This is a genomic window from Pigmentiphaga litoralis, assembly GCF_014651835.1.
In the GTDB taxonomy this organism is placed as follows: Bacteria; Pseudomonadota; Gammaproteobacteria; order Burkholderiales; family Burkholderiaceae_B; genus Pigmentiphaga; species Pigmentiphaga litoralis.
Window position 1 is genome coordinate 2,993,333 of record NZ_BMXQ01000001.1, and the last position, 20,195, is coordinate 3,013,527.

A 20,195-nucleotide genomic window follows, 5' to 3' on the forward strand; every position below is an offset into this window, starting at 1 on the left:
CGAGATCATCCCACGATCTGGTCTACTGGTAGGCGAGGCTTTACCCCAAGTTCGGCCGTGCGTTGTCTAGTTGATACGCAGCCCAACGTCCTGAATCACGGCCGACCATTTGGCCGTTTCTGCTTTTATGAGTGCGGCAAGCTCCTGCGGTGAGCTCGTCAGGGGCGCAAGACCGACCTTTTCTAGCCTAGCCTTCGTGTCTGCGCGATTCATAAGCGCCGTAACGTCCCGGTTGAGTCGGTTGATAATCTCCGGAGGTGTGCCGGCTGGTGCGACCAAACTTTGCCAAACGGAGACGTCATAGCCAGGGACTCCGGATTCTGCGACTGTGGGTAGATCGGGCATTGCTGCTATGCGACGAGCGCCCATCACGGCCAACGGCCTGACCTTACCAGCCTGTGCATTCGGGACAATAGTGGCCGCTGCTTCCATAGTCACCTGGACCTCGCCTCCCATGACAGCGACTATCGAAGTCCCTCCACCCTTGTATGCCACCGGAGTCATGCGCACCTTGGCCATTTGATTGAGGAGCTCGCCGCCCACATGCATGGTCACAGTTCCATGGGCGAAGTTGATCTTGCCGGGACTTACCCGGGCCAGTGCCAACAACTGTGCGAGATTCTCTGCCGGAAACGAATTGTTTACGGCAATGATGCAAGGCACTTCTGCAACAAGGCCAATCGGTTCGAAGTCCTTTGCAGGATCGTAGGCGAGCTTGCTGTATAGGCTTGGATTCATTGCCAAAGTGGAATCGATCGCCAAGAGCAATGTGTAACCATCCGGAGCAGCACGGGCGACCGTCTGCGCACCGATAACTGTATTGGCTCCCCCTCTATTGTCGACGATGACCTGCTGACCCAACGATTCGCTCAGACCTTGCGCGATGATCCGGCCAAGGATGTCTGCTGGCCCGCCGGCGGGAAACGGTACGACCAAGCGTACCGGGCGGGACGGGTACGACGCTGAGTCAGCCAGAACTTTGATCGGCATCAAAGCGATCAAGGCGCACGACAGCACAACGGTGAAAGGGCTTTTGAGCAGCATGTTTTGTCCTGATCGCGGAATTGTTATCGAGCGGAGCGGAGGGGTTGCATCAAAAGCCGACCGGCTCCCGAGATAGGATCGTCGATCCCCATGAGCGCCATGGCGTACCAGAACGCTGCACTGTTGCTCGTCACAACGGGGCGCCCCAATGTCGCTTCCAAGTCATGTACCGTCTCTAACGATCGTGTCGCCGTGCAACTGATGACGTATGCGTCTGCGGACGGATCGCGATGGTCGATCGCAAATTCCTTCCATTGCTCCGGGGTAATGGCCATCATGTCGGCAACTCCTCGAAAGCCGAATCCCCCCACCGAACAAACATCAAACCCAGCACTTCCGAAGAACGTTGCTTCTCTGGCGTTTACCTCGTCGCAGTAGGGCGACAGCATCACAATGCGTCTCGCTTCCACGGCCGTTAGCGACGCAATGAGGGCTTGTGCAGTGGTGGTTGCGCGGCGTCCGCTTGATGACTCGATACGTCGCACTAGCTGCGCTTCCAGCGCTGCGCTGAATGACGATACGGCGGTGCAATGGAAAAGGATCAAGTCCGGTTCAGCATCGCGCAGCAGGCTTGCCGCCTCTTCAACGCTATCTGCCATCCGCATCAGTTCATGCTGCGACGATCCAGTCAACGCAAGTCTGGTCGTGTGCATGGACACACCAGAAGGCATCAATGCGGCCAGCTGCGGCTCGGCGAGCTGATTTCCTGAAGGCAAGATCAGCCCCAGCCGGGCCCGCGTCCCATAGTTGATTTGTCTCACGAGTCCGTTCGGGATAACGCGCCCGGTCCATGTGCAATGTTCATGTCGTCCTCCGTTGGCATGCCGTGTTGCCGGCTTTTTTGCTTGGCTGGATTCTTCAGCATGCCCGCTGGCCCGCCAAGCGGTGGACGCGAATACAGAGTATTCAGAATTTCAATGAGCCTGTCTTTGCGGGCACCGCTCCCCTATTCATCTAACGAATAGGCTCAATGCGTCATCGCACATTGCGCATCGTCTGACAGTCCATAAAATACTTAGAACTCGAACGATATTCTCGAGATCTTATAAAAATTCGATAGGAGACAAGATATGAGATGGCGCCCTTTTGCATCAATGATGGCAGCCCGTATGGTCCTAACGACGGCCCCGGCGCATGCTGCCGAGCGCAATGCGTATCCCAGCCGTCCCGTCCGTATGGTGGTGCCGTTCCCGCCCGGTGGACCGACCGGCATCTTGGCCCGCGTGCTTGGCCAGCACCTCTCAGAGAGTCTTGGGCAGCCTTTCGTTGTGGAGAACAAGTCAGGCGCGAATACGTTGATAGGCGCCGAGCTGGTCGCCCGCTCTGCTCCTGACGGCTACACACTGCTAATGGCTGTGGACAACACGCTCGTCATGAATCAGTTCCTCCATAGCCGGCTCTCTTATGACCCGGTGAAAGATTTTTCTCCAATCGCCAAGGTGGCCGATTCTCCACTGATCTTGGTCAGTGGGAAGGATGGCCCGAAGACGCTTGATGAACTTGCTGCATTGGCACGCGCTCAGCCGGGCAAGATTTCTCATGGCTACGGAACTATCACATCCCAGTTGGCTGGCGAGATGTTGAAGAGTGAGCTGGGGCTGGACATGGTCGGCGTCTCCTATCGCGGAAGTAACGGAACAATCCAAGGGATGCTTTCACAAGATGTCACGTTCGTCATCGACGGCGTTGCCACAGCTCTTCCCCATATCAAGGGTGGCAAGCTCCACGCCCTTGCGAACCTCAGCCAAACTCGCATCCCGGACCTGCCCGCATTGAGCCCAGCGGCCGATCACCCGCGCTTGCACGAGATGAACGTAGCTGTTTGGATGGCGCTAGTTGCTCCCGCCGGGACACCCGACGCGGTCATCCAAAAAATCGAGGCAGGAGTCAGCGCTGCTTTAAAGAAGCCTGACGTTCAAGAAAAACTGTTGGGAGCCGGTCTGGTGCCAAAGGCCGGCACGTCCGCAGAGCTCAAGCAGCTGATTAGGGCGGAATCTGCCCGCTGGAAGCCCGTCATCGAGCGCGCTGCAATCAAGATCCAATGAACCCGGCGATTCCGCGTCGCCCCTTAAATTCAGCATTGCCCCTCAATAAAGGAATCATCATGTCGAGTTTGCCCACAACTGAAGCTGCTCCCGTCGCGCCTATTGCCAATAGTGCCGATGAATGGCGAGATGAGATGGCCCGCTTGTCGCAGTCGGCCGTACCGAGTTTTTTTAAAATTCGCGCGAGACTTCCGATCGAGGGCCGCACCAATCAGGTACTGGGCGCGTCACGGCACATGAACGTGGTGCTGAAGACCTATGCGAGCGGCGGTGAAAACGAATTGCACGCTCATTCGAACGAGGATCATGTCTTTGTCGTCATGCAAGGCAGTGCCTTGTTTTACGGCCCGCGGGGAGAAACGCGGCGTGTGGTGAAAAACGAGTGCGTGCTGATTCCTTGCGGCGCGTTTTACTGGTTCCAGGCTGAAGCAAACGAGCCGCTCGTGATGCTGCGCATTGGCGCTGCCGTCAACCCGGATACCGATGTGCTTGCGCGTGTCGATCCTGACGGCATGCCTTTCGATGGCTACTCGGAAAAGAACAAGGAAGTCGCATATCGCCTGCATGAAGACCAGTGGTTCGAATAACGCCTGCCAAGTGACGTATCAAGCTCCCTTATCTACTGACATCCCCGAGCACACCCTATGCCTATCCTTTGCCAACCACCGTTGACTTCGGAACGCCGCCCCACTGTGCGTGCGCCTCAGGGCGCGACCGATTGCCACGTCCATGTCTACGGCCCGAACAGCGATTACACGCTCGCTTCAACGAGGACTTTCGATGTGCCCGAGGCGCTTCCCGCAGATTTGGCAGGCACGCTTGATCGGCTGGGAATCGATCGTGTTGTCCTGGTTCAACCAAGCGGGTACGGCGTAGATAATCGGCGCCATCTTGACGCGATGCGCGAAGTCGGGCGTCCAGCCCGGATGATCGCTGCGTTACGGGCCGATACGCCGGACCCAGACCTCGACGCAATGCACGAAGCTGGCGTGCGCGGCGTGCGTTACACGATTAAACATGCGGGAGCCGCCCCGCTGACCGAGATGCCCATCCTGGCCGAAAGGATTAAGCGGTTGGGCTGGCATGTGCAGTTGCACGTGATGAACGATGGAGGCGGCGTGCCTCTGGCCGACATGGAGTCGACCTTGGCCCGACTTCCAGTGGACGTGGTCATAGACCACCTGGGATCTCTGCGAGCCTCCGACGGCATTGACCAACAGGGATTCCAAGCGTTGCTGAGGCTCGTCGGGCGCGGAAGGACTTGGGTGAAGCTCTCTGCGGGATACCGGTTGTCGAACACCTCTCCGCCATACAGCGACCTGGTGCCATTCGTTCAAGCGCTTCTGGAACAAAACGCTAACCACCTGCTATGGGGGAGCGACTGGCCTCACGTGTCCTTTGAAGGGTTCGATGCCGGATACGGCCGATCTGCTTGATCAGATGACCGCCTGGATTCCTGATACGGCTGTTCTCGAGCAGATCCTGGTCGAAAACCCAGCCGAGCGGTATGGCTTCTAGAGAATGCAGTTCTCACACCAGACGCCCTTCGAGGCGAAGAAGAGCGGTCATTACCGTAGGACTCGCGGGCCGAGACTTAGCAACGCGCCCATCATTGCACCATACACATGAGCAGATACGATGATCGCGCCGCCGATCATCTCCTCTTCCGATGCGCCGGGCCCAACCCAAACCTGGGAGGCAAGCCGACCGACTATCAGGAGCAACAGAGTGGTCATACGCCAGTCGCGGCCCGCAGATGGCAAGCTGCCTCGCACCAACACACCATAGATCACGCCCGACAGTCCTACGTAATGGGCTAACTTCGGGTCAAGCAACAGCAGGCCGAGCCCAACGCCTATCGCCATCGCACCTACTTCCAGCCAAAATCGGCGGCGGGCGAACAATTTGGGAAACAGCAATGCGCCCACTATCCACCCACCTACGTTAAGCAGGCAATGAGTCCAGCCAAGGTGTACCAGCTGCCCGGTAAGCAAGCGCCACGCCTCGCCGTCAAGAATTGCGGCGCGATCGTAGCGCAGAGACATCGTCGACTCCGGCGCCAACAATTGAAGCACGAGAAGCATCAAAACGACTGCACTGGAATTGCCAAAGCCTCGCCCGAACGGTTTGTCACTTTGGGGCACTTCTTGAGGCGGCGACATGGTCGGCAACTCACGCACTCAGAGCTCGGCGCTCTCGGCTATGCGTCGGGAGAGCTCCCGCGTCGAAGGCATGCGCCGTTCGGCATTGTTCACGTGCGCCTCGTCTTCGGCCAAGTTAGTAATGATCGCTAGCAGCACTTTGCGCGCAGTACGGATCTCGGCGGGCTTAAGCCCCTTGGTGCCGATGTCATTGATTTCTTCAGCCAGCGGCACCAGCTTCTTTTTCAGTGCTTTACCTTTGCGCGTCAGGAAAACATGCATGTTCTTCTTGTTGCCCGGCAGGTGCTTGCGCTCGACGTAGCCCAAAGCTTCCATTGCCTTCATCGCCGAAAAGGTGGTCGGTTCCTGCACGCCAGCTTGCTCACTCAATTCGCGTTGCGTCAGCCCATCAGACTCCCACAGGATCCGTAAAAACGCCCAGTGCCCGAACGAGACATCATGCTCCGTCAGACGCATCTGAAGGCCGCGTACCAATGCGCGCGTCGCGTCTTTCACAAGGTGAGCCAGGCGATCGTCGGGAACGGCCTCGCGCCAATGGTCGAGGACGGTCCGCGTTTCTTCGTTTGAATTCATGCTTCGCAACGCTTCATGTTTAAGAGATGGCCAGAGGTAGGTGACCCGGCGGAAGCATAGCCGGGCTGCTGCAAGGCACTCACTATAAACGCCCTTGATAGCGAAGAACTAAGTGGCGAAGGAGAGCGCTTTGCGGCGTGCAATCGACATTTTCCGAAGCGCCTAATTCAGTCCGCTTGGATTCCTCCCGATTTGTGCTCACGCCTTCGCGTTGCCGGTTCGTACGCGATTGCAAGCAGCTCAAGGGTTTCTCCTCTCACTCGAATCGGCTCGATGCGCTTGACACACCGAACCTTAATCAATATTCTATTAGCGAGCTAATTAAATTATTAGATTGCTTAGCTTTTTTAGAAGAGGTTGAGGTAGCGTTCTGGCCCAACTGCATGGCACGCCTGCGACATCGAATGCGGCGGCACATAACGACGTACATCAGGAGACAAGACAATGAACCCAATCAGGATAGTGGCCTGTTTGCTCGCAGCTGTTGCGTGCGCAAGCGGCGCTGCTCAGGCCCAAAGCCGCCCGACTTACTACACGAGTGGCGGTGTCAAGGCGCTGTACTACACGCCCGACGCAAATCCCAATCCGAAGGTGGCCTTTCTCATCGTGCATCGCACGGGCAATTATTTGAGCCACATTGGTTGTTCGGAGCTTTCCAAGCGCGGGTATGCGGTTTTCTGCATGAACACCCGCTTCGAGAACAACGAGTTCCAGGTCGATTGGGACCGCATTGCACTCGACGTAAAGGTCGGTGTCGAATATTTGCGTAAGCAGCCGGGGATCGAGAAAGTGATCCTCTTCGGTCATAGCGGCGGCGGGCCGACCGTAAGTTTTTACCAAGCCGTAGCGGAGAAAGGCATCGGTTTTTGCCAGGACACGCGCAAGATCGTTCCCTGCAATAACGACCTAGCGAATCTTCCCCCAGCCGACGGTCTGATCCTCGCCGATGCGCACCCAGGTGTTCCGGTCATCTTGCTTCGTAGCCTGAATGGATCGGTGTTGCGCGAAACGCCGGGCGCCTTTGATCCGGCGCTTGATCCTTACAGCCCCGCCAATGGCTATAACGCTGCGGGCGCCTCGACTTACTCACCCGACTTCCAAGCGCGTTATTTTGCTGCCCAGTCGCGCCGCATGAATTCGCTGATCGCCGAAGCTGATCGCCGCACCAAAGACATTGCGGCCGGCAAAGGGCCTTTCCCCGACAACGATCAATTCGCGATTCCGCATGGCGGCAATCCGGGAGCAGGTCCTGGCGGAGCATCGCAGCTGCATAGCCTCGATCCGCAAATTTCACTGCGCAAAACCCAGCGTCCTCAAAAGTTGATCCGCAACGATGGCTCGATCGACCGCCAGCTTGTGACAACCGTGAGCCCAGTGGAGCTCGATACGCTGGCTTCGACGATGTCGTTCAACCGCGGTACGAAGCAGTTATCGCTGCGCTCGTTCCTGTCCACCCAAGCGGTGCGCTCTACAAACTCGCTGGATGGGATCGACCATTGTTCGAGCAACAACTCAACGATCTGCGCGGTAGGTGCGATCTCAGTGCCAACCCTTGTCATGGGGATGGGAGGCTATCTGTTCATCCGGGACTCCGAAGAGGAATTTGATGCTTCGGCGGCCAAGGACAAGGATCTGGTGTTCATTGAAGGCGCAACGCATGGCTTCACGCCCTGCGCCAACTGCATGAACACAGGTGGCGCTGCGGCCTATTCGAATAGCGTCAAAAACCTATTTGATTACGTCGACGGCTGGGCTTCCCCAAGATACCGGGCAGATTCCAGTCCCGTCCTGAGCGGAGGCGGCAGCATGTCGCTCGAAGCTTTGGCCGGGTTGGCTGTCCTGGCTGCACTCATCGCTTTGACGCGCTGGCGTGGTCTCGTCACTCATTTGATTGGACTTCGGGCCCGCCGCTGAACGCACGGATACGACTGACTTTTCTACTCCGCCCCTCGCGCAGTTTCGTCTGTGCGAAGGGCTAACTCACGTCTGGAATCACCATGCCATCTCCCCTCCGACTCGCCGTCGCCGGCGTGCTAGCTCTTGCTGTCACCCTGCCTGCGATCGCACAAGACGCCGATCGAGCCTGGCCAAAGAAGCCCATCCGGATGATCGTTCCGTTTACGCCAGGTGGCAGCAATGACGTTCTCGCCCGTTCTTTAAGTCAACATCTTGGCAAGACATGGGGCCAACCGGTCGTCGTTGAGAACAAGCTTGGTGCAGCGGGCAACATTGGCGCTGAACTCGTTGCCCGCGCTCCCTCAGACGGCTACACGTTGTTGATCGCTGCCAACAACGTGATGTCCGTGAATCCGGCGTTGTACCGACTTGGCTTCGACCCGGCCAAGGATTTCGCACCCGTCAGTCTGCTGGGCACGGTTCCGATAGTGCTGGTCGTCAACCCCAGTTTGCCAGCCAAGGATGTCGCGCAGTTGGTCAGTTACGCCAAAGCGAACCCAACCAAGTTGAACTATGCATCTTCAGGAACCGGTTCGCCCCAGCATTTGTCTGCTGAACTTTTCAACAAATTGGCTGGCGTGCGGATGACGCATGTGCCGTACAAGGGCGCTGCGCCTGCAACTGCGGACGTTCTTGCCGGTCAAGTGCAAGTACTGTTTGCGCCGATCAATTCTGTTCTTCCCCACATCAAGTCTGGCAAATTGCGGGCGCTGGCGGTCGCCGGCGAATCTCGCGCGCAGTTGCTCCCTGATGTACCAACAATTGCCCAGGCTGGCTACCCGGCCTACCGCAGCGACATCTGGATTGCGTTAGTTGCACCAGCAGGCACGCCGGCCGACGTCGTGCGCCAGATTCAGACTGAGACACGCAACACGCTGGCCGACCCTGCGGTGATCGAAACACTGGCTCAGCAGGGCATCGAGGCCAAATCCACCACGCCAGACGCCCTGCGCGCACTCGCCGCAAGCGACCTGGCGCGCTGGACAGACGTCATCAAGTCGTAGGGCATCGTTGCGGATCAGCAGCCATAACGGCGACGAATGCCGCATGCCCTTCAACGCTTCTTCTCACTCAACCCATTTGCGCACCACGCGCCTATCCGCTTCTGGAGCATTCCATGTCCCTGTCCTTCCTGCGGGCAACCCCGCTTCCTCTGACCCTAGCTCTTGCATTGTTTGGGACGGCGGCCTCCGTGGCCATCGGCCCCGCATTCGCAGCCGATGACGGCGCAAGCTACCCGAATCGAGTCATTCGTTTCGTGGTGCCTTACGCCCCGGGCGGCTTGCCAGACACAGTCGCCCGCGTCGTAGCCCAGCGTCTTACCGAACACATGGGGCAGAGTGTGGTCGTCGAGAACAAGCCAGGCGCCAACGGGGTGATTGCTGCCCAGACGTTGAAAAGCGCCCCCAGGGATGGATACACATTCTTGGTCACTGACGGCTCAATGATGTCGATCAATCCAGCCATTTATAAAAACCTGGCCTACGACCCAGCCAAGGATTTCGTTCCAGTATCGCTCGTTGCTACATCGCCGTTGTTTCTAGCCGCAAACACAGAGCTCAAGGTCAACACGCTTCAGGAATTCGTTGCGCTAGCCAAAAGTAAGCCGGGCGAGTTGAATTACGGATCATCAGGCATCGGCAGCAGCCACCACTTGACCATGGAGGCAGTCAAAGCTGCTCTGAACCTTCAAATTAGCCATGTGCCGTTTCGAGGGTCGGGTCAGTCGGTGCCGGCGCTTGTAGGCAATCAGGTCGGCGTTGTATTCGCCGCCCTGCCTTCTTTGTCGGGATTTGCCGAGAACGGCAAGGTAAAAATCCTGGCCACAAATTCCGCTTCGCGCTCGGCGCTTGCTCCCGACATCCCCGCTATCTCGGAAATCATTCCCGGCTTCAATTTCGCGGTGACAGTCGGCGTTCTGGCCGCAACAGGGACGCCGTCCTACGCGGTTACCAAAATAAACGCTGAGGTGACTCGTGCTCTCAAGACGCCTGAAGTCATCAAACAATTGAACACCCTTGGAATTGAGCCGGTTGGTGGTCCCGCTGATCGTTACGCCGCGGCCATTGCCGAGGAAGGAAAACGCTACCAAGGCGCGATCAAGGCAGCAGGCATCAAAGCTGAGTAATTCGAGCAGAGAGCAACCTGCATTGGACAAAACCCCAGGCTTCTCATACACTCCAATTTAGTTAGATATCTAACGAATCGAATAAAGATTCTGCAAACATCTGTCGAGGGCAAATCATGCTGACCAACGAAGAAAACGATCTGCTGTGCCGCGTCGAGGGCGATGCCCCGATGGGCCAATTGATGCGCCGGCACTGGACCCCAGTCTGTCTGAGCGAGGAAGTGAGCGAGCCCGATGGCACGCCCGTCAAGGCGCGCGTGCTCGGCGAAGACCTGGTAGTGTTTCGCGATACCGAAGGCCGCGTAGGTGTCATGGATGAGTTCTGTCCGCACCGTCGCGTATCGCTGGTGTATGGACGCAATGAAGAGTGCGGCCTGCGTTGCCTGTATCACGGCTGGAAAATGGACGTGGAAGGCACGGTGATCGAGATGGTTTCCGAGCCGTCGGCCAGTGCCATGACGGAGAAGGTCAAGCACAAGGCCTACAAGGTGCAGGAATGGGGTGGGTTTGTGTGGGCCTATATGGGTCCTCAAGACAACATCCCCGAGTTCGTGCCGCCGCCTTGGGCACCCACGAAAGACACTAAAGTCAGCATTGCCAAGATCCTGATCCCTTGCAATTGGGCGCAGATCCTGGAGGGCGCGATCGATTCGGCGCACAGCGACAGCCTGCACTCGTCCGACTTTCTGCCTGCACGCGTTGGCGGTGCCGAAGCGACCGGCAAGAACTGGTTGCGTCCGTCGACCGACAAGGCGCCGCGCATGCAGGTGCAGTGGGGTGGCTACGGTTTCCGCTACGCGGCCATTCGCCGGCCGATCACTAAGGCATCCGAGAACAACTATGTGCGGTCCACCGTATTCGTGGCGCCAGGGACCGTGCTGATCCCGCCCAACAACCTGTACAACGTCGCCAACATCAACGTTCCAATGGACGACACGAATACGGCGTTCTACTTCATTTCCTGGGGCGATCCGGCCAAAGCCCCGGATACCGAAACCTGGCGCAAGTTCTTGGGCGCGCAGATCGGCATTGACGTTGATGCTCAATACTACCCATTCCGCAATGCCGATAACCGTTTCAAGCAGGATCGCCAGGCCATGAAAGCTGGCAACTTCACCGGCATCACGGGCTTTCCAAATCAGGACATCGCGATGTGGGTAACGATGGGCCCAATCGCCAATCGGTCAGACGACCGGCTGGGCGCCAGCGATTTCGCGATCGTCGAGTTCCGGCGCCAGATGCTGGAGGCGGTCAAGGCGTTCCAGGAAGGCCAGCCGGCCATCGGCACAGGCGACTTGCGAATTCCGTCTGAAATCTGCTCGTTCCAGGCAATCATTCCGAAGACTACTGACTGGCGTGACTTTGCCGCCCGCCCGGTGTGGACCACGGACGCCAACGCCCCGCAACTCGACAGCAACTACCAGACGACCTGATCGTCACGGAGACAGATGTGAACCTGCGACTTTCCATCGCCATGGGCGACTATGACCGTAACCGCGCGTTGTTCGACGGCGGCGTGCAGATCGACGGTGTCGATCCGGTCTTTATGCTGCTCAACCCGGAAGAGATGTTCTTCCGCGCGTTTCGCAGCATCGACTTCGACGTGAGCGAACTGTCGTTCTCGAGCTATCTGGTCAAGCATGCGAAGGGCGAATGCCCGTACATTGCGCTGCCAATCTTCCTGTCGCGCGCCTTCCGGCATACATCGATCTACGTGCGTAAGGACCGGATCAAGACGCCGGGTGACCTGAAGGGCAAAAAAATCGGCGTACCGGAATACCAGCTGACGGCCAACGTCTGGGCGCGCTCCATTCTTGAAGACGACTACGGTGTGAAACCGTCAGACGTGACCTGGGTGCGCGGGGGTATTGACGAGCCGGGCCGTCCTGAAAAGATCAAGCTGCAATTGCCGGGCGATGTGACGATGATTGATGCGCCCGAGGGCAGCACGATTTCGGACCTGCTGGATCGTGGCGAGATCGATGGCTTCATGGCCCCGCGCCCGCCAGGCGGCGCCGCGAGGCACAACCCGAATGTCGGCTGGCTGTTCGATGATCCGACCGCGGTGGCCAAGGACTACTTCAAGCGCACCGGCGTCTTCCCCATCATGCATGTGGTCGGCCTGCGCAAGGAACTGGCGGCGCAGCACCCGTGGCTGCCGGCGGCGCTGGTCAAAGCGTTTGAAAAGTCCAAGGCTGCCGCACTGGACAAGCTGGCGGACACGTCCGCCACCAAGGTTACCCTGCCCTTCGTTGAAGAGCAACTGAAGGCCGCGAAAGAGACGATGGGCGAGGACTACTGGTCCTACGGCGTGCAACCTAATATGCGGACTCTGGAAACCTTTGTGCGGCATCACCACGTGCAGGGACTGTCGTCGCGTCAGGTGCCCGTGGAAGAGCTATTCCATCCTGCCACCTACGAATCCTACAAAATCTAGGTCCTGAGATGGAAGACGCTAACGATACAAATAGCATGATGCCACTGCGTATTGCACGGGCGACCGATGCGGCGGTCGGCATTCGCAGCTTCGAGCTGGTGCATCCGGAAGGCCATAATCTGCCTCCATTTACCCCCGGATCTCACGTCAAGGTGCAAGTTCCCAACGACGAATTCCGGAAGTATTCGCTGTGCGGCGATCCGGAAGACCTGAGCAAATACGTCATCACGGTCAAGCGGGATGCGAACGGACGGGGCGGGTCGATCAGCCTGGTCGACGAGGCGAAGGAAGGCGACACGCTGCCCACATCGTTGCCCGACAACGCTTTTCCGCTGGTCGAGAAGGCATCGGCCTACATCTTCATTGCGGGCGGTATCGGCATCACGCCCATCCTGTCGATGATCCGGTCGTTTGGCGAGTTGCCACCCGCGCCCTGGAAGCTGTACTACTTGAGCCAGTCGGCCGAGACGACTGCGTTCCTTCAAGAATTGGCTGCGCCTGAGTGGATCAAGAACGTTAAGGTGCACCACAGTGGAGCCGATCCGGACAACGTGTTTGATTTGTGGCCGGTGCTCGAAAAGCCGAATAAGGGTCATGTGTACTGCTGTGGCCCACGAGGCCTGATGGAAGCCGTTCGCGATATGACGGGGCATTGGTCACCTGCGAACATTCACTTCGAGAGCTTCCTGGAAGGCGGAGAAAAACGGGCTGACGACACGCCGTTTACGGTCGAACTGGCAAAATCCGGGCTTGAGTTCGAAATTCCCGTTGGTCAGTCGATTTTGTCAGTTCTGCGTAAGGCAGAAGTCAAAGTGCCGTTTTCATGTGAAAGCGGTACCTGTGGATCCTGCCGCACTGGGTTGCTTGAAGGTGTCGCGGACCACCGCGATATGGTTCTGATGCCTGAACAGGAAGACAACCAGATCATGGTGTGCGTCTCCCGTGCTAAATCCGATCGCCTGGTGTTGGATCTATGAGCGTTGCTCTCTCGCCCCCCCTCCGTGTCGGCGTCGCAGGACTTGGACGCGCGTTCTCCTTAATGTTGCCGACGTTCCTGGGCGATGTGCGTCTGCAACTGGTCGCTGCATGCGACACACGAGAGACGGCGCGGGCGCAGTTCGCACGTGATTTCGACGCACCGACGTACGACTCCATCGAGGGCCTGGTAGCTGATGGCAATGTCGAGGTGGTCTACATTGCGAGTCCGCACCAGTTCCATGCTGAGCATACGCGGCTCGCGGCCGCGCATGGCAAGCACGTATTGGTCGAGAAGCCGATGGCCCTGTCATTGGAAGCTTGCGACGCCATGATAGATGCTTGTAGGCAAGCCGGCGTGCATTTGCTGGTTGGCCATTGTCACAGTTTTGACACGCCCTATTTGGCCGCCCGTGAGGTAGTCAGTAGCGGACGACTTGGCGCAATCCGCATGATCCAGGCGATGAACTATACGGATTATTTGCTGCGTCCCCGTCGGCCTGAAGAGTTGATGACCTCTGAGGGCGGAGGTGCAGTTTTCAGCCAGGCCGCACATCAAGTGGATATTGTGAGGTTGCTGGCTGGGAGCCGCGCTACTCGACTGCGCGCCGCGGTCGGAAACTGGGATCCTGCGCGGCCGACCGAGGGCGCTTATTCGGCGCTGCTGTGGTTCGAGAGTGGCGCCTATGCATCGCTTAGCTACAACGGCTACGGCCACTTTGACTCGGACGAGTGGATGGACTGGACCGGTGAGATGGGGCAGACCAAAGACCCCTCAGTCTATGGTTCGGCAAGGCGCAAGTTAGACACCGTAGCGTCCGCGCAGGAGGAGGCTGAGCTTAAAGCGAAAAGCACATATGGCGGGCCGTCGTACCAGCCGCCCAAACCTGCGGGACCCGAACAGCATCGATCTTGGCATCAGCATTTCGGTCCGATTATCGTTTCCCTTGATCAAGGTGACCTGCGCCCCATGCCGCACGGCATTCAGGTGTACGGGCACTACACAAAAGATTGGATACCCTTACCGCAACCTACCGTTCCTCGTGCGGAAGTGATCGACGAACTCATTGGCGCGGTGCGAAACGGCGTCGCGCCGCTTCATGATGGGGTGTGGGCAAAGGCAACGCTCGAAATTTGTGTCGCTATGCTGAACTCAGATAGTCAAGGTAAGGATGTTCATCTGGTACATCAGGGAAGCTGACCAGGAAGCTGCCAAGGCCGGTGCCATGACGATGTTGTCCTACGGGTGAAATACGTGGCCGGCCTAGTTCGCGATTGCCAAAATTGAGGCAGAGGACGTTTATTTCACCCGTGCAGCGCCCGGCAAGCGGGCCGCAGCTCGCGCGGTCGTCAATAGCACCACCGGCAGGCCGCGTAGTCAGGTGTATAGCTTCGCGGGAGTGGTGACGAGCACCTGTTGCAGCAACTGCTCGTCCTGCTCTGCGGCACGCGCAAGGAAGTCCAGCAGCCGCGCATCATCTGGCGGCGGCTCACCCGGCTCCAAAGGGTTTCGGTACATCGGATGCGGCCAGTCGGTTCCCCAAAATCACGCGCTCCGCAGCGCTGTGCAAGACCGCGCGAGCTACTGCCAGACTATCGGAGTATTCGGGCGGGCCCTCCACAGACCATCGATCGGAGTTGCACAACAGGACCCAGACGTTCTCTCGACGGTGCAGGTCAAGGAGCAGGCGCATGGCGGCTTGATCCACACCACCCTGCGCTCGTTTGTGTGCGATATGGTCGATTACAAGCGGGGCGTCCACTGCACGCAGCCATCCTTCAAGTCCAGCAGGTCAGTTCCCTCGACATGGACTTTGATGTGCCATCGGGCTAGATTGCGCGGTGTCACCGATGCAGAAATACCAGCGTTCATTATCAGCCAACTGCAATCTTCAGCAGGCAGCGCTGACAAGATTACAGCTGTGATGCTTTCCCAGTACGGGCCCAACGTCTCTGAAGTTGCGACACCCGCGCAGCGTCAAGGCCTCCTCTCAACTCTCACCGCGCCGCAACGATCACAGGCGCTTATGAGCGATCCGCGCACAGACCTTCGGGCCATCGCGGTACAAATGTTGAACAAGTGAAGACGACAAAGTCCGAACATATGCTGCACGCCGGCAGCCGCAGCGCCCTCGGTCCGCCTGTTGCCCCGGCTCGGAACACAAACGGGGGCATCTTAATGGATCAATCGGCGACCGGACCAGCTCAGCCAGCATCGGACATAAGCGCATCGCCTTTTGCTCGCACCCTACTCACTTCGCTAAATGCCGCATCGACAGCCGCTAATAAGAAACTTTACATGCACCATCCCCCTTGGTATCCAAGTCGTATTCGAGGCGTCGAAGCCATAGAGCGCCAACTAAGCTCAATCGCGAGCGGTGGGGTTGCGATCGTGCGTCTTGGCCTCGTCGCCGGAAAAGAGCAGGCCGCATTCCTTTTTGATGTCTTAAGAGGGAAAGGCGTACCAGCTCGGATTGAGGTCAATGGCGATCAGGCTGAAGTGTGCGCAGAACTCAGACCGCGGAGCGTGAACGTAAGTAACGACGCAATGTTCAGCGGTATCGTGGATGTTGTCTGGAACGTCAGGCCGAACGACTTCTGATTACAACGCCAGGCGGCACCGGCTGCTGCTCCCAGTTCAGAATCGCATTCGTTCCTCCGTCGAACAGGCCGAGCACTCTCGCTAGGTCGTGCGGACATCGAAATGCAGCTCTGAAAATGCTGCTCAAGGTCTGTTCTACTCGATCATGCTGGTTGAGGGACCTGGCATAAGCATCGAAGCGTTCAACAGGTTGAGCCTGCCGTTGAGTTCTTCACCACCAATCCTCCTTTGGTACGACTGGCGGATGGCTCGCAGCTTTCAGGGGGATAGTGCTAAAACAACGTGAAGAGTTGGCCGAAGTCTTCGACCATGATGAAATCAGCCAGCTCGCATGGGAGGACATGCTACTGAATCAAGAAAGCCGCTGGAGCGGCGAGGAGCTTCGGCCCCGCTCAATCCAACAGAAGTTCATCGAATATCTAGCACGAAGCCAATCGGCTTTCATCATTGATGATGATGCCGAAGAAAGCGCAGACATAGTCGCTATTGAAGACACCGAAAACACTATTACAGTCACGCTTTGGCACTGCAGGTTTCCCTCCGGCGTGGCTCCCGGCAATCGTGTAAAGGACCTCTGCGCGGTTTGCGAGCAGGCTGAAATTCCACCAAATGGACCTGGAACTTTACCAATTTAGTTGTCCACCTGGCCGTACGTGAAACCAACATCGCCGAGGTCGCCCTTCAAGATTTATCAGAGGAAGCCTAGAGAAATCGGCTGTGCTCAGAAAGGCGTCACGGAGAAAGAAGTAGTCTTCCGTGTAAGCATTGTTCAGCCGGGCTTATCTAAGGTCGGAATAGGTAACGAGCACCTCGCATTGCTGAGTGCCATAAGTCTCTTTCTGCGCACCGTCACGAATCATCCGCTGATGGTGGTATCGGGTTGATGGCGGTCGGGCAGCATGGTGGATATCGCTAATTTCTGGGCTTGCGGGACAGGGCGACCAATCCGAGCCGACAGATGGTTCTACGCATTGTGGAGGTTGGCTAAGTTACATGCTCGGCACCTTGCCGGTGTACTTGGAAATCGCAAGTTGTCAGTTAGTAGGAAGTCGAACAGGAGCACTTGTTGGCCAAATCTCTCATTCGCGTAATGCTCTCCAGCCGATGCCAGGACGCCTTCCCACCCGGAAGCAGCACCACATTGACTGACCTGCGAAAGGAACTGAAAACCGATATCGAGTCTGTCCAAGCTCTAGGCCGTAAGCTGTTTGAAGTCTGGATAAACGAAGACGCACCGCCCGCCGAGGGCACCCAAGACAGTTGGGACGCCTGTCTGCGAGCCGTGCGCGAATGCGACGTGCTAATCGTGTTGTCCAATGGCAACTCGGGTTGGGCCGCAGGCAACCAGGACATCGGGATCTGCCACGCGGAATACATGGAGGCGCTTCGCTCGGCGCAGGCGAAGGTGCGTTTGGTGGCGTTGCCGACGGTGACCGATGCCGATGCCGATGCCGAGGGCGCGGCGAGCGAACGCAACCGGCGCTTCCAAGAGTATCTCTCGCGGCAGACGGCTTTCCGGGGCGGCGAGGTGAAAACAGTGGCCGATGCGAAACAGCGCGTGTTCGAGGCGCTCTCGGACGCCGTGATATTGCTGACTCAACGAGGCGTGCAGGCTGCCGCGTCGACGCGCTTCGACGTCGGCGCGGCCCTAGACTGGACCAGGCTCGACTTCCGTCAGCGGAAAATTGCTATGGAGTCGACGCTCAAAATGGCCTTGAGCGGGCTTAAGGGCGCTAAGGCGGTGGATGGCGGTGTGGTAATCAAATTGGATGGCAAGGACGTAGCGGTGGTGGTTCATGCGATTCCTGCCTCGTTCAGCGTGGCCGCCGCGCGCGAGTTGGTGGGACGGCCCTTCCTAGAGGATCACCAGCGCATCGGGTTGCTAGCTTCGGCGCAGGGGCCATTACATCTGATTGCCTGTCACCGAGGCGCGACAGAAACGCAGGCCACGTCGCTATTGGGGTTTCCGGACGCGACGGTGGTGAGCGGCCCCTTCGGGGTGTTCGTGGCCGATGACGTGCAGAAGGTGCAATTCGCCTTCTTAGCCAACTGCCGAGACGACTCGCAGACGCGACACGCCAGTCAACGGTTTTTTGAATGGTTGCAACAGACCGGTGAGGCGGTGCTGGTAGCGCGCAGGGCGGTGTCTCGCGCTCGGATCGTCAAGGTGGTGGCGAAAGAAATGATTACCTGAGGGGGCCGACATGAATGAAAAGGATCTTGTGCTGGGGCCTGTGTTGTCGTTCCGCGGCATCGGAAAAGGCGATGTCTGGAAGGTGAGCGCGCTCGTGGGTCTCAAGGTAGGCGCGGCCGTTCCGGCGATGGAGGTGGATGGCAAAGCGTGTCCCGTACCGAAGGAGTTGTTGGCTATCCGCGGCGCACGCTATCTGCGCTACGACCTGTCCTGCAAAGTCTTGAAGAACGAGCGCACGGTGAGTTACGGCATTCCAGGCGGGCTGACGTGGAACATGACGGTGCCTGGCAAGGATTTCTCGCCGCGCATGGCCTATGTGTCCTGCAACGGTTTTTCTGATCCGGCTGTAATGCGCAAGCTCATCCGCACGTCCGATGCGGTGTGGGAAGACCTGCTCTACAGCCACGACCGCGCGTTGCGCAGAAAGCAAGGGTCTGGCGATGTCAAGCTGCTGGACAAAGAGCAGCTGTGGCATGAGAAGCGCATCCACGACAAGGGTTTACAGCGCTTCCATCTGATGCTCATGGGGGGCGACCAGATCTACTTTGATTCGATCTGGGAAGACATCAAGCAGTTGCGGCAGTGGGTGGCCCTGCCTCGGCAGGCGCAGCTGGATTTCAAGGTCACCAAGGCACTGGAGCGAGAGATCGAGGCCTATTACTTCGAGCTGTACAAGCAACGGTGGTTGCCCAGCGAGAGGAAGCCGTGGTCGTCGCCCACGGCCACGCTGGACGCGAGTGCGGCGATGGCGTCCATCCCTACGGTAATGATGTGGGACGACCACGACATCTTCGACGGCTGGGGCTCGTACAGCTGCGAGATGCAGAACAGCCCGCTCTTTCAAACGCTGTTTCACCACGCGCGGCGCGCCTTCTGGGTGTTTCAGATGCAGCATGCGCTAGCCGACTTGCCCGAGCTCGAAGACACGACTCCGGCGGGCTTTTCTCGCCAGGACCCATTGCTCAAACCCATCATATGGAGCCAGGCGCTCGCCAAGGATGCGCTAGCACTGCCCCTGCTGGACGGCCAGCCCGGATTCACGTCGGCCTACGCCATCGGGCCGGTGGCGCTCGTGGCGGCCGATCTGCGCACCGAGCGCTCGCGGACTCAGGTGTTGGGCTGGGACACCTGGGGCCAGATTAAGAGATGGACCGGCAGCCTGGAATCCGGCAACGCGGGCGCACAACCCAAGAGTACGTGCGAGCACCTGCTGTTCATGTCCTCGGTGCCAGTGGTGCACCCGAAGCTACCCTTGGCGGAGCTGTTCATGGACAGGTTAGGGCAAGACCACGTCACGGACAGCAATGCCGACGATTTGAAAGACCACTGGTCCCATGACGACCACGAAGGTGAGCGCAAGCGACTTTTGGAGGTGCTCTCCCAGCTGGCTCGTGACAAAAAGATCCGCGTGTCTCTGGTGTCCGGCGACGTGCATGTAGCGGCGTGGGGCACGGCCTACCGAAAGGACCTGCCCGCTGCAGAAACCTGGTCCCAGATACATCAGTTCACCTCGTCTGCTGTGGTTCACCCTTCGCTCGTGGGCGTGATGGAGCGGCTGTTCCTCTCTTGGCTGAACAGCAATGCCAAGCAACCGCAGAACATCGACGTGCAGTACGTCGCACAGGTGATGCCTTTCCCCGGGCACGACAAGCACGTCATGGCGACGCGCAACTGGCTGGCGTTGGAGCTGGACATTGGTTCGGCTGAGGGGTGCAAGCTGTGGGCGACTTGGCGATGTGAAACTGAAAACAGCTTCTCGAATCACTTGCTCGCAGTTGCACCCATTGCATGAGGCCCCGGAAGTTCTCTGTTACCAATGGCTGCGCTTGACCACGGGCACTCCATCATCAACAGGTCGCCCAAACCCGCGCGGTTGAAGGAATCGCCTGTGATCGACATGGGTCGTTGCCGTTGCTTTCACCGTCAGAAGCGCAGATCTCTTGCTCGGGAGATGGAGCAATTTGCGAGCAAGCGACTTTTTTGGCCTCATAGTTAATCGTCGCAAATCATACCGACCATGTGATCGAACTTTAGCCCTTCGCACGGCAATGCTATGAACTTGAGCATGCCATCATTAGT

The 20,195-nt window shown here is 58.2% G+C and carries 19 protein-coding genes; 15 read left to right on the forward strand and 4 right to left on the reverse strand.

Annotated features, from left to right (window positions below; genetic code table 11):
- Positions 1-66: 66 nt before the first annotated feature.
- Both IE116_RS13625 and IE116_RS13630 read right to left on the reverse strand, forming a co-directional pair.
- On the reverse strand, positions 67-1,044 hold the full coding sequence (locus IE116_RS13625) for a Bug family tripartite tricarboxylate transporter substrate binding protein (protein ID WP_189613248.1): 978 nt from the start codon (positions 1,042-1,044) through the stop codon (positions 67-69).
- Between the two features lie 23 nt (positions 1,045-1,067).
- Positions 1,068-1,805 carry a maleate cis-trans isomerase family protein gene (locus tag IE116_RS13630; RefSeq protein ID WP_229828155.1) on the reverse strand — a complete coding sequence of 246 codons (738 nt, stop codon included), beginning with the start codon at positions 1,803-1,805 and terminating at the stop codon, positions 1,068-1,070.
- Positions 1,806-2,114: 309 nt separating this feature from the next.
- On the opposite strand from IE116_RS13630, the gene IE116_RS13635 reads away from it, so the two are divergent.
- The 3 genes from IE116_RS13635 to IE116_RS13645 are packed head-to-tail and all read left to right on the forward strand — an operon-like array spanning position 2,115 to position 4,525.
- Positions 2,115-3,089, forward strand: coding sequence for a Bug family tripartite tricarboxylate transporter substrate binding protein (locus tag IE116_RS13635; protein WP_130355620.1), 975 nt, complete (start codon positions 2,115-2,117; stop codon positions 3,087-3,089).
- A 59-nt stretch (positions 3,090-3,148) separates the two neighbouring features.
- Complete coding sequence (locus IE116_RS13640) at positions 3,149-3,676, forward strand: cupin domain-containing protein (protein WP_229828156.1); 528 nt, start codon at positions 3,149-3,151, stop codon at positions 3,674-3,676.
- Between the two features lie 57 nt (positions 3,677-3,733).
- Complete coding sequence (locus IE116_RS13645) at positions 3,734-4,525, forward strand: amidohydrolase family protein (protein WP_229828157.1); 792 nt, start codon at positions 3,734-3,736, stop codon at positions 4,523-4,525.
- Between the two features lie 132 nt (positions 4,526-4,657).
- Here IE116_RS13645 and rrtA read toward each other — a convergent pair whose 3' ends face one another.
- Complete coding sequence (gene rrtA, locus IE116_RS13650) at positions 4,658-5,269, reverse strand: rhombosortase (RefSeq protein ID WP_130355621.1); 612 nt, start codon at positions 5,267-5,269, stop codon at positions 4,658-4,660.
- The gene (locus IE116_RS13655; protein WP_189613250.1) at positions 5,270-5,824 is read right to left on the reverse strand and encodes a MarR family winged helix-turn-helix transcriptional regulator; all 555 of its coding nucleotides are present in this window, start codon (positions 5,822-5,824) and stop codon (positions 5,270-5,272) included. It lies immediately after the preceding gene.
- 444 nt (positions 5,825-6,268) lie between these two features.
- Between IE116_RS13655 and IE116_RS13660 the strand changes: the two genes are divergently transcribed.
- The 12 genes from IE116_RS13660 to IE116_RS13715 all read left to right on the forward strand — a co-directional run bounded on the left by IE116_RS13660 (position 6,269) and on the right by IE116_RS13715 (position 19,908).
- On the forward strand, positions 6,269-7,738 hold the full coding sequence (locus IE116_RS13660) for an alpha/beta hydrolase family protein (protein WP_130355623.1): 1,470 nt from the start codon (positions 6,269-6,271) through the stop codon (positions 7,736-7,738).
- Positions 7,739-7,821: 83 nt separating this feature from the next.
- Complete coding sequence (locus tag IE116_RS13665) at positions 7,822-8,784, forward strand: Bug family tripartite tricarboxylate transporter substrate binding protein (protein WP_130355624.1); 963 nt, start codon at positions 7,822-7,824, stop codon at positions 8,782-8,784.
- Positions 8,785-8,897: 113 nt separating this feature from the next.
- The gene (locus IE116_RS13670; protein ID WP_130355625.1) at positions 8,898-9,908 is read left to right on the forward strand and encodes a Bug family tripartite tricarboxylate transporter substrate binding protein; all 1,011 of its coding nucleotides are present in this window, start codon (positions 8,898-8,900) and stop codon (positions 9,906-9,908) included.
- A gap of 116 nt (positions 9,909-10,024) precedes the next feature.
- Positions 10,025-11,341, forward strand: coding sequence for a Rieske 2Fe-2S domain-containing protein (locus tag IE116_RS13675; protein ID WP_130355626.1), 1,317 nt, complete (start codon positions 10,025-10,027; stop codon positions 11,339-11,341).
- Between the two features lie 41 nt (positions 11,342-11,382).
- A complete protein-coding gene (locus tag IE116_RS13680) occupies positions 11,383-12,345 on the forward strand; it encodes an ABC transporter substrate-binding protein (RefSeq protein WP_189614632.1) in 963 nt (320 codons plus the stop codon).
- Positions 12,346-12,353: 8 nt separating this feature from the next.
- Entirely contained in the window at positions 12,354-13,322 is a 969-nt protein-coding gene (locus IE116_RS13685; RefSeq protein WP_189613252.1) for a PDR/VanB family oxidoreductase, read from the forward strand.
- On the forward strand, positions 13,319-14,521 hold the full coding sequence (locus IE116_RS13690) for a Gfo/Idh/MocA family protein (protein WP_189613254.1): 1,203 nt from the start codon (positions 13,319-13,321) through the stop codon (positions 14,519-14,521). Before IE116_RS13685 ends, IE116_RS13690 begins: the two co-directional genes overlap by 4 nt.
- Positions 14,522-15,020: 499 nt before the next feature.
- A complete protein-coding gene (locus tag IE116_RS13695) occupies positions 15,021-15,404 on the forward strand; it encodes a hypothetical protein (protein ID WP_189613256.1) in 384 nt (127 codons plus the stop codon).
- Positions 15,405-15,619: 215 nt separating this feature from the next.
- Entirely contained in the window at positions 15,620-15,922 is a 303-nt protein-coding gene (locus IE116_RS13700; RefSeq protein WP_189613258.1) for a hypothetical protein, read from the forward strand.
- A 290-nt stretch (positions 15,923-16,212) separates the two neighbouring features.
- A complete protein-coding gene (locus IE116_RS13705; protein ID WP_189613260.1) occupies positions 16,213-16,557 on the forward strand; it encodes a hypothetical protein in 345 nt (114 codons plus the stop codon).
- A gap of 431 nt (positions 16,558-16,988) precedes the next feature.
- Positions 16,989-18,116, forward strand: coding sequence for a DUF4062 domain-containing protein (locus tag IE116_RS13710; RefSeq protein WP_229828158.1), 1,128 nt, complete (start codon positions 16,989-16,991; stop codon positions 18,114-18,116).
- Positions 18,117-18,126: 10 nt separating this feature from the next.
- Complete coding sequence (locus tag IE116_RS13715) at positions 18,127-19,908, forward strand: alkaline phosphatase D family protein (RefSeq protein ID WP_189613263.1); 1,782 nt, start codon at positions 18,127-18,129, stop codon at positions 19,906-19,908.
- Positions 19,909-20,195 lie beyond the last annotated feature (287 nt).

Coding starts and splice junctions, on each gene's coding strand:
- IE116_RS13625 (WP_189613248.1), bottom strand. CDS start 1,044: ATGCTGCTCAAAAGCCCTTTCACCGTTGTGCTGTCGTGCGCCTTGATC.
- IE116_RS13635 (WP_130355620.1), top strand. CDS start 2,115: ATGAGATGGCGCCCTTTTGCATCAATGATGGCAGCCCGTATGGTCCTA.
- IE116_RS13640 (WP_229828156.1), top strand. CDS start 3,149: ATGTCGAGTTTGCCCACAACTGAAGCTGCTCCCGTCGCGCCTATTGCC.
- IE116_RS13645 (WP_229828157.1), top strand. CDS start 3,734: ATGCCTATCCTTTGCCAACCACCGTTGACTTCGGAACGCCGCCCCACT.
- IE116_RS13655 (WP_189613250.1), bottom strand. CDS start 5,824: ATGAATTCAAACGAAGAAACGCGGACCGTCCTCGACCATTGGCGCGAG.
- IE116_RS13660 (WP_130355623.1), top strand. CDS start 6,269: ATGAACCCAATCAGGATAGTGGCCTGTTTGCTCGCAGCTGTTGCGTGC.
- IE116_RS13665 (WP_130355624.1), top strand. CDS start 7,822: ATGCCATCTCCCCTCCGACTCGCCGTCGCCGGCGTGCTAGCTCTTGCT.
- IE116_RS13670 (WP_130355625.1), top strand. CDS start 8,898: ATGTCCCTGTCCTTCCTGCGGGCAACCCCGCTTCCTCTGACCCTAGCT.
- IE116_RS13675 (WP_130355626.1), top strand. CDS start 10,025: ATGCTGACCAACGAAGAAAACGATCTGCTGTGCCGCGTCGAGGGCGAT.
- IE116_RS13680 (WP_189614632.1), top strand. CDS start 11,383: ATGGGCGACTATGACCGTAACCGCGCGTTGTTCGACGGCGGCGTGCAG.
- IE116_RS13685 (WP_189613252.1), top strand. CDS start 12,354: ATGGAAGACGCTAACGATACAAATAGCATGATGCCACTGCGTATTGCA.
- IE116_RS13690 (WP_189613254.1), top strand. CDS start 13,319: ATGAGCGTTGCTCTCTCGCCCCCCCTCCGTGTCGGCGTCGCAGGACTT.
- IE116_RS13700 (WP_189613258.1), top strand. CDS start 15,620: ATGCACCATCCCCCTTGGTATCCAAGTCGTATTCGAGGCGTCGAAGCC.
- IE116_RS13715 (WP_189613263.1), top strand. CDS start 18,127: ATGAATGAAAAGGATCTTGTGCTGGGGCCTGTGTTGTCGTTCCGCGGC.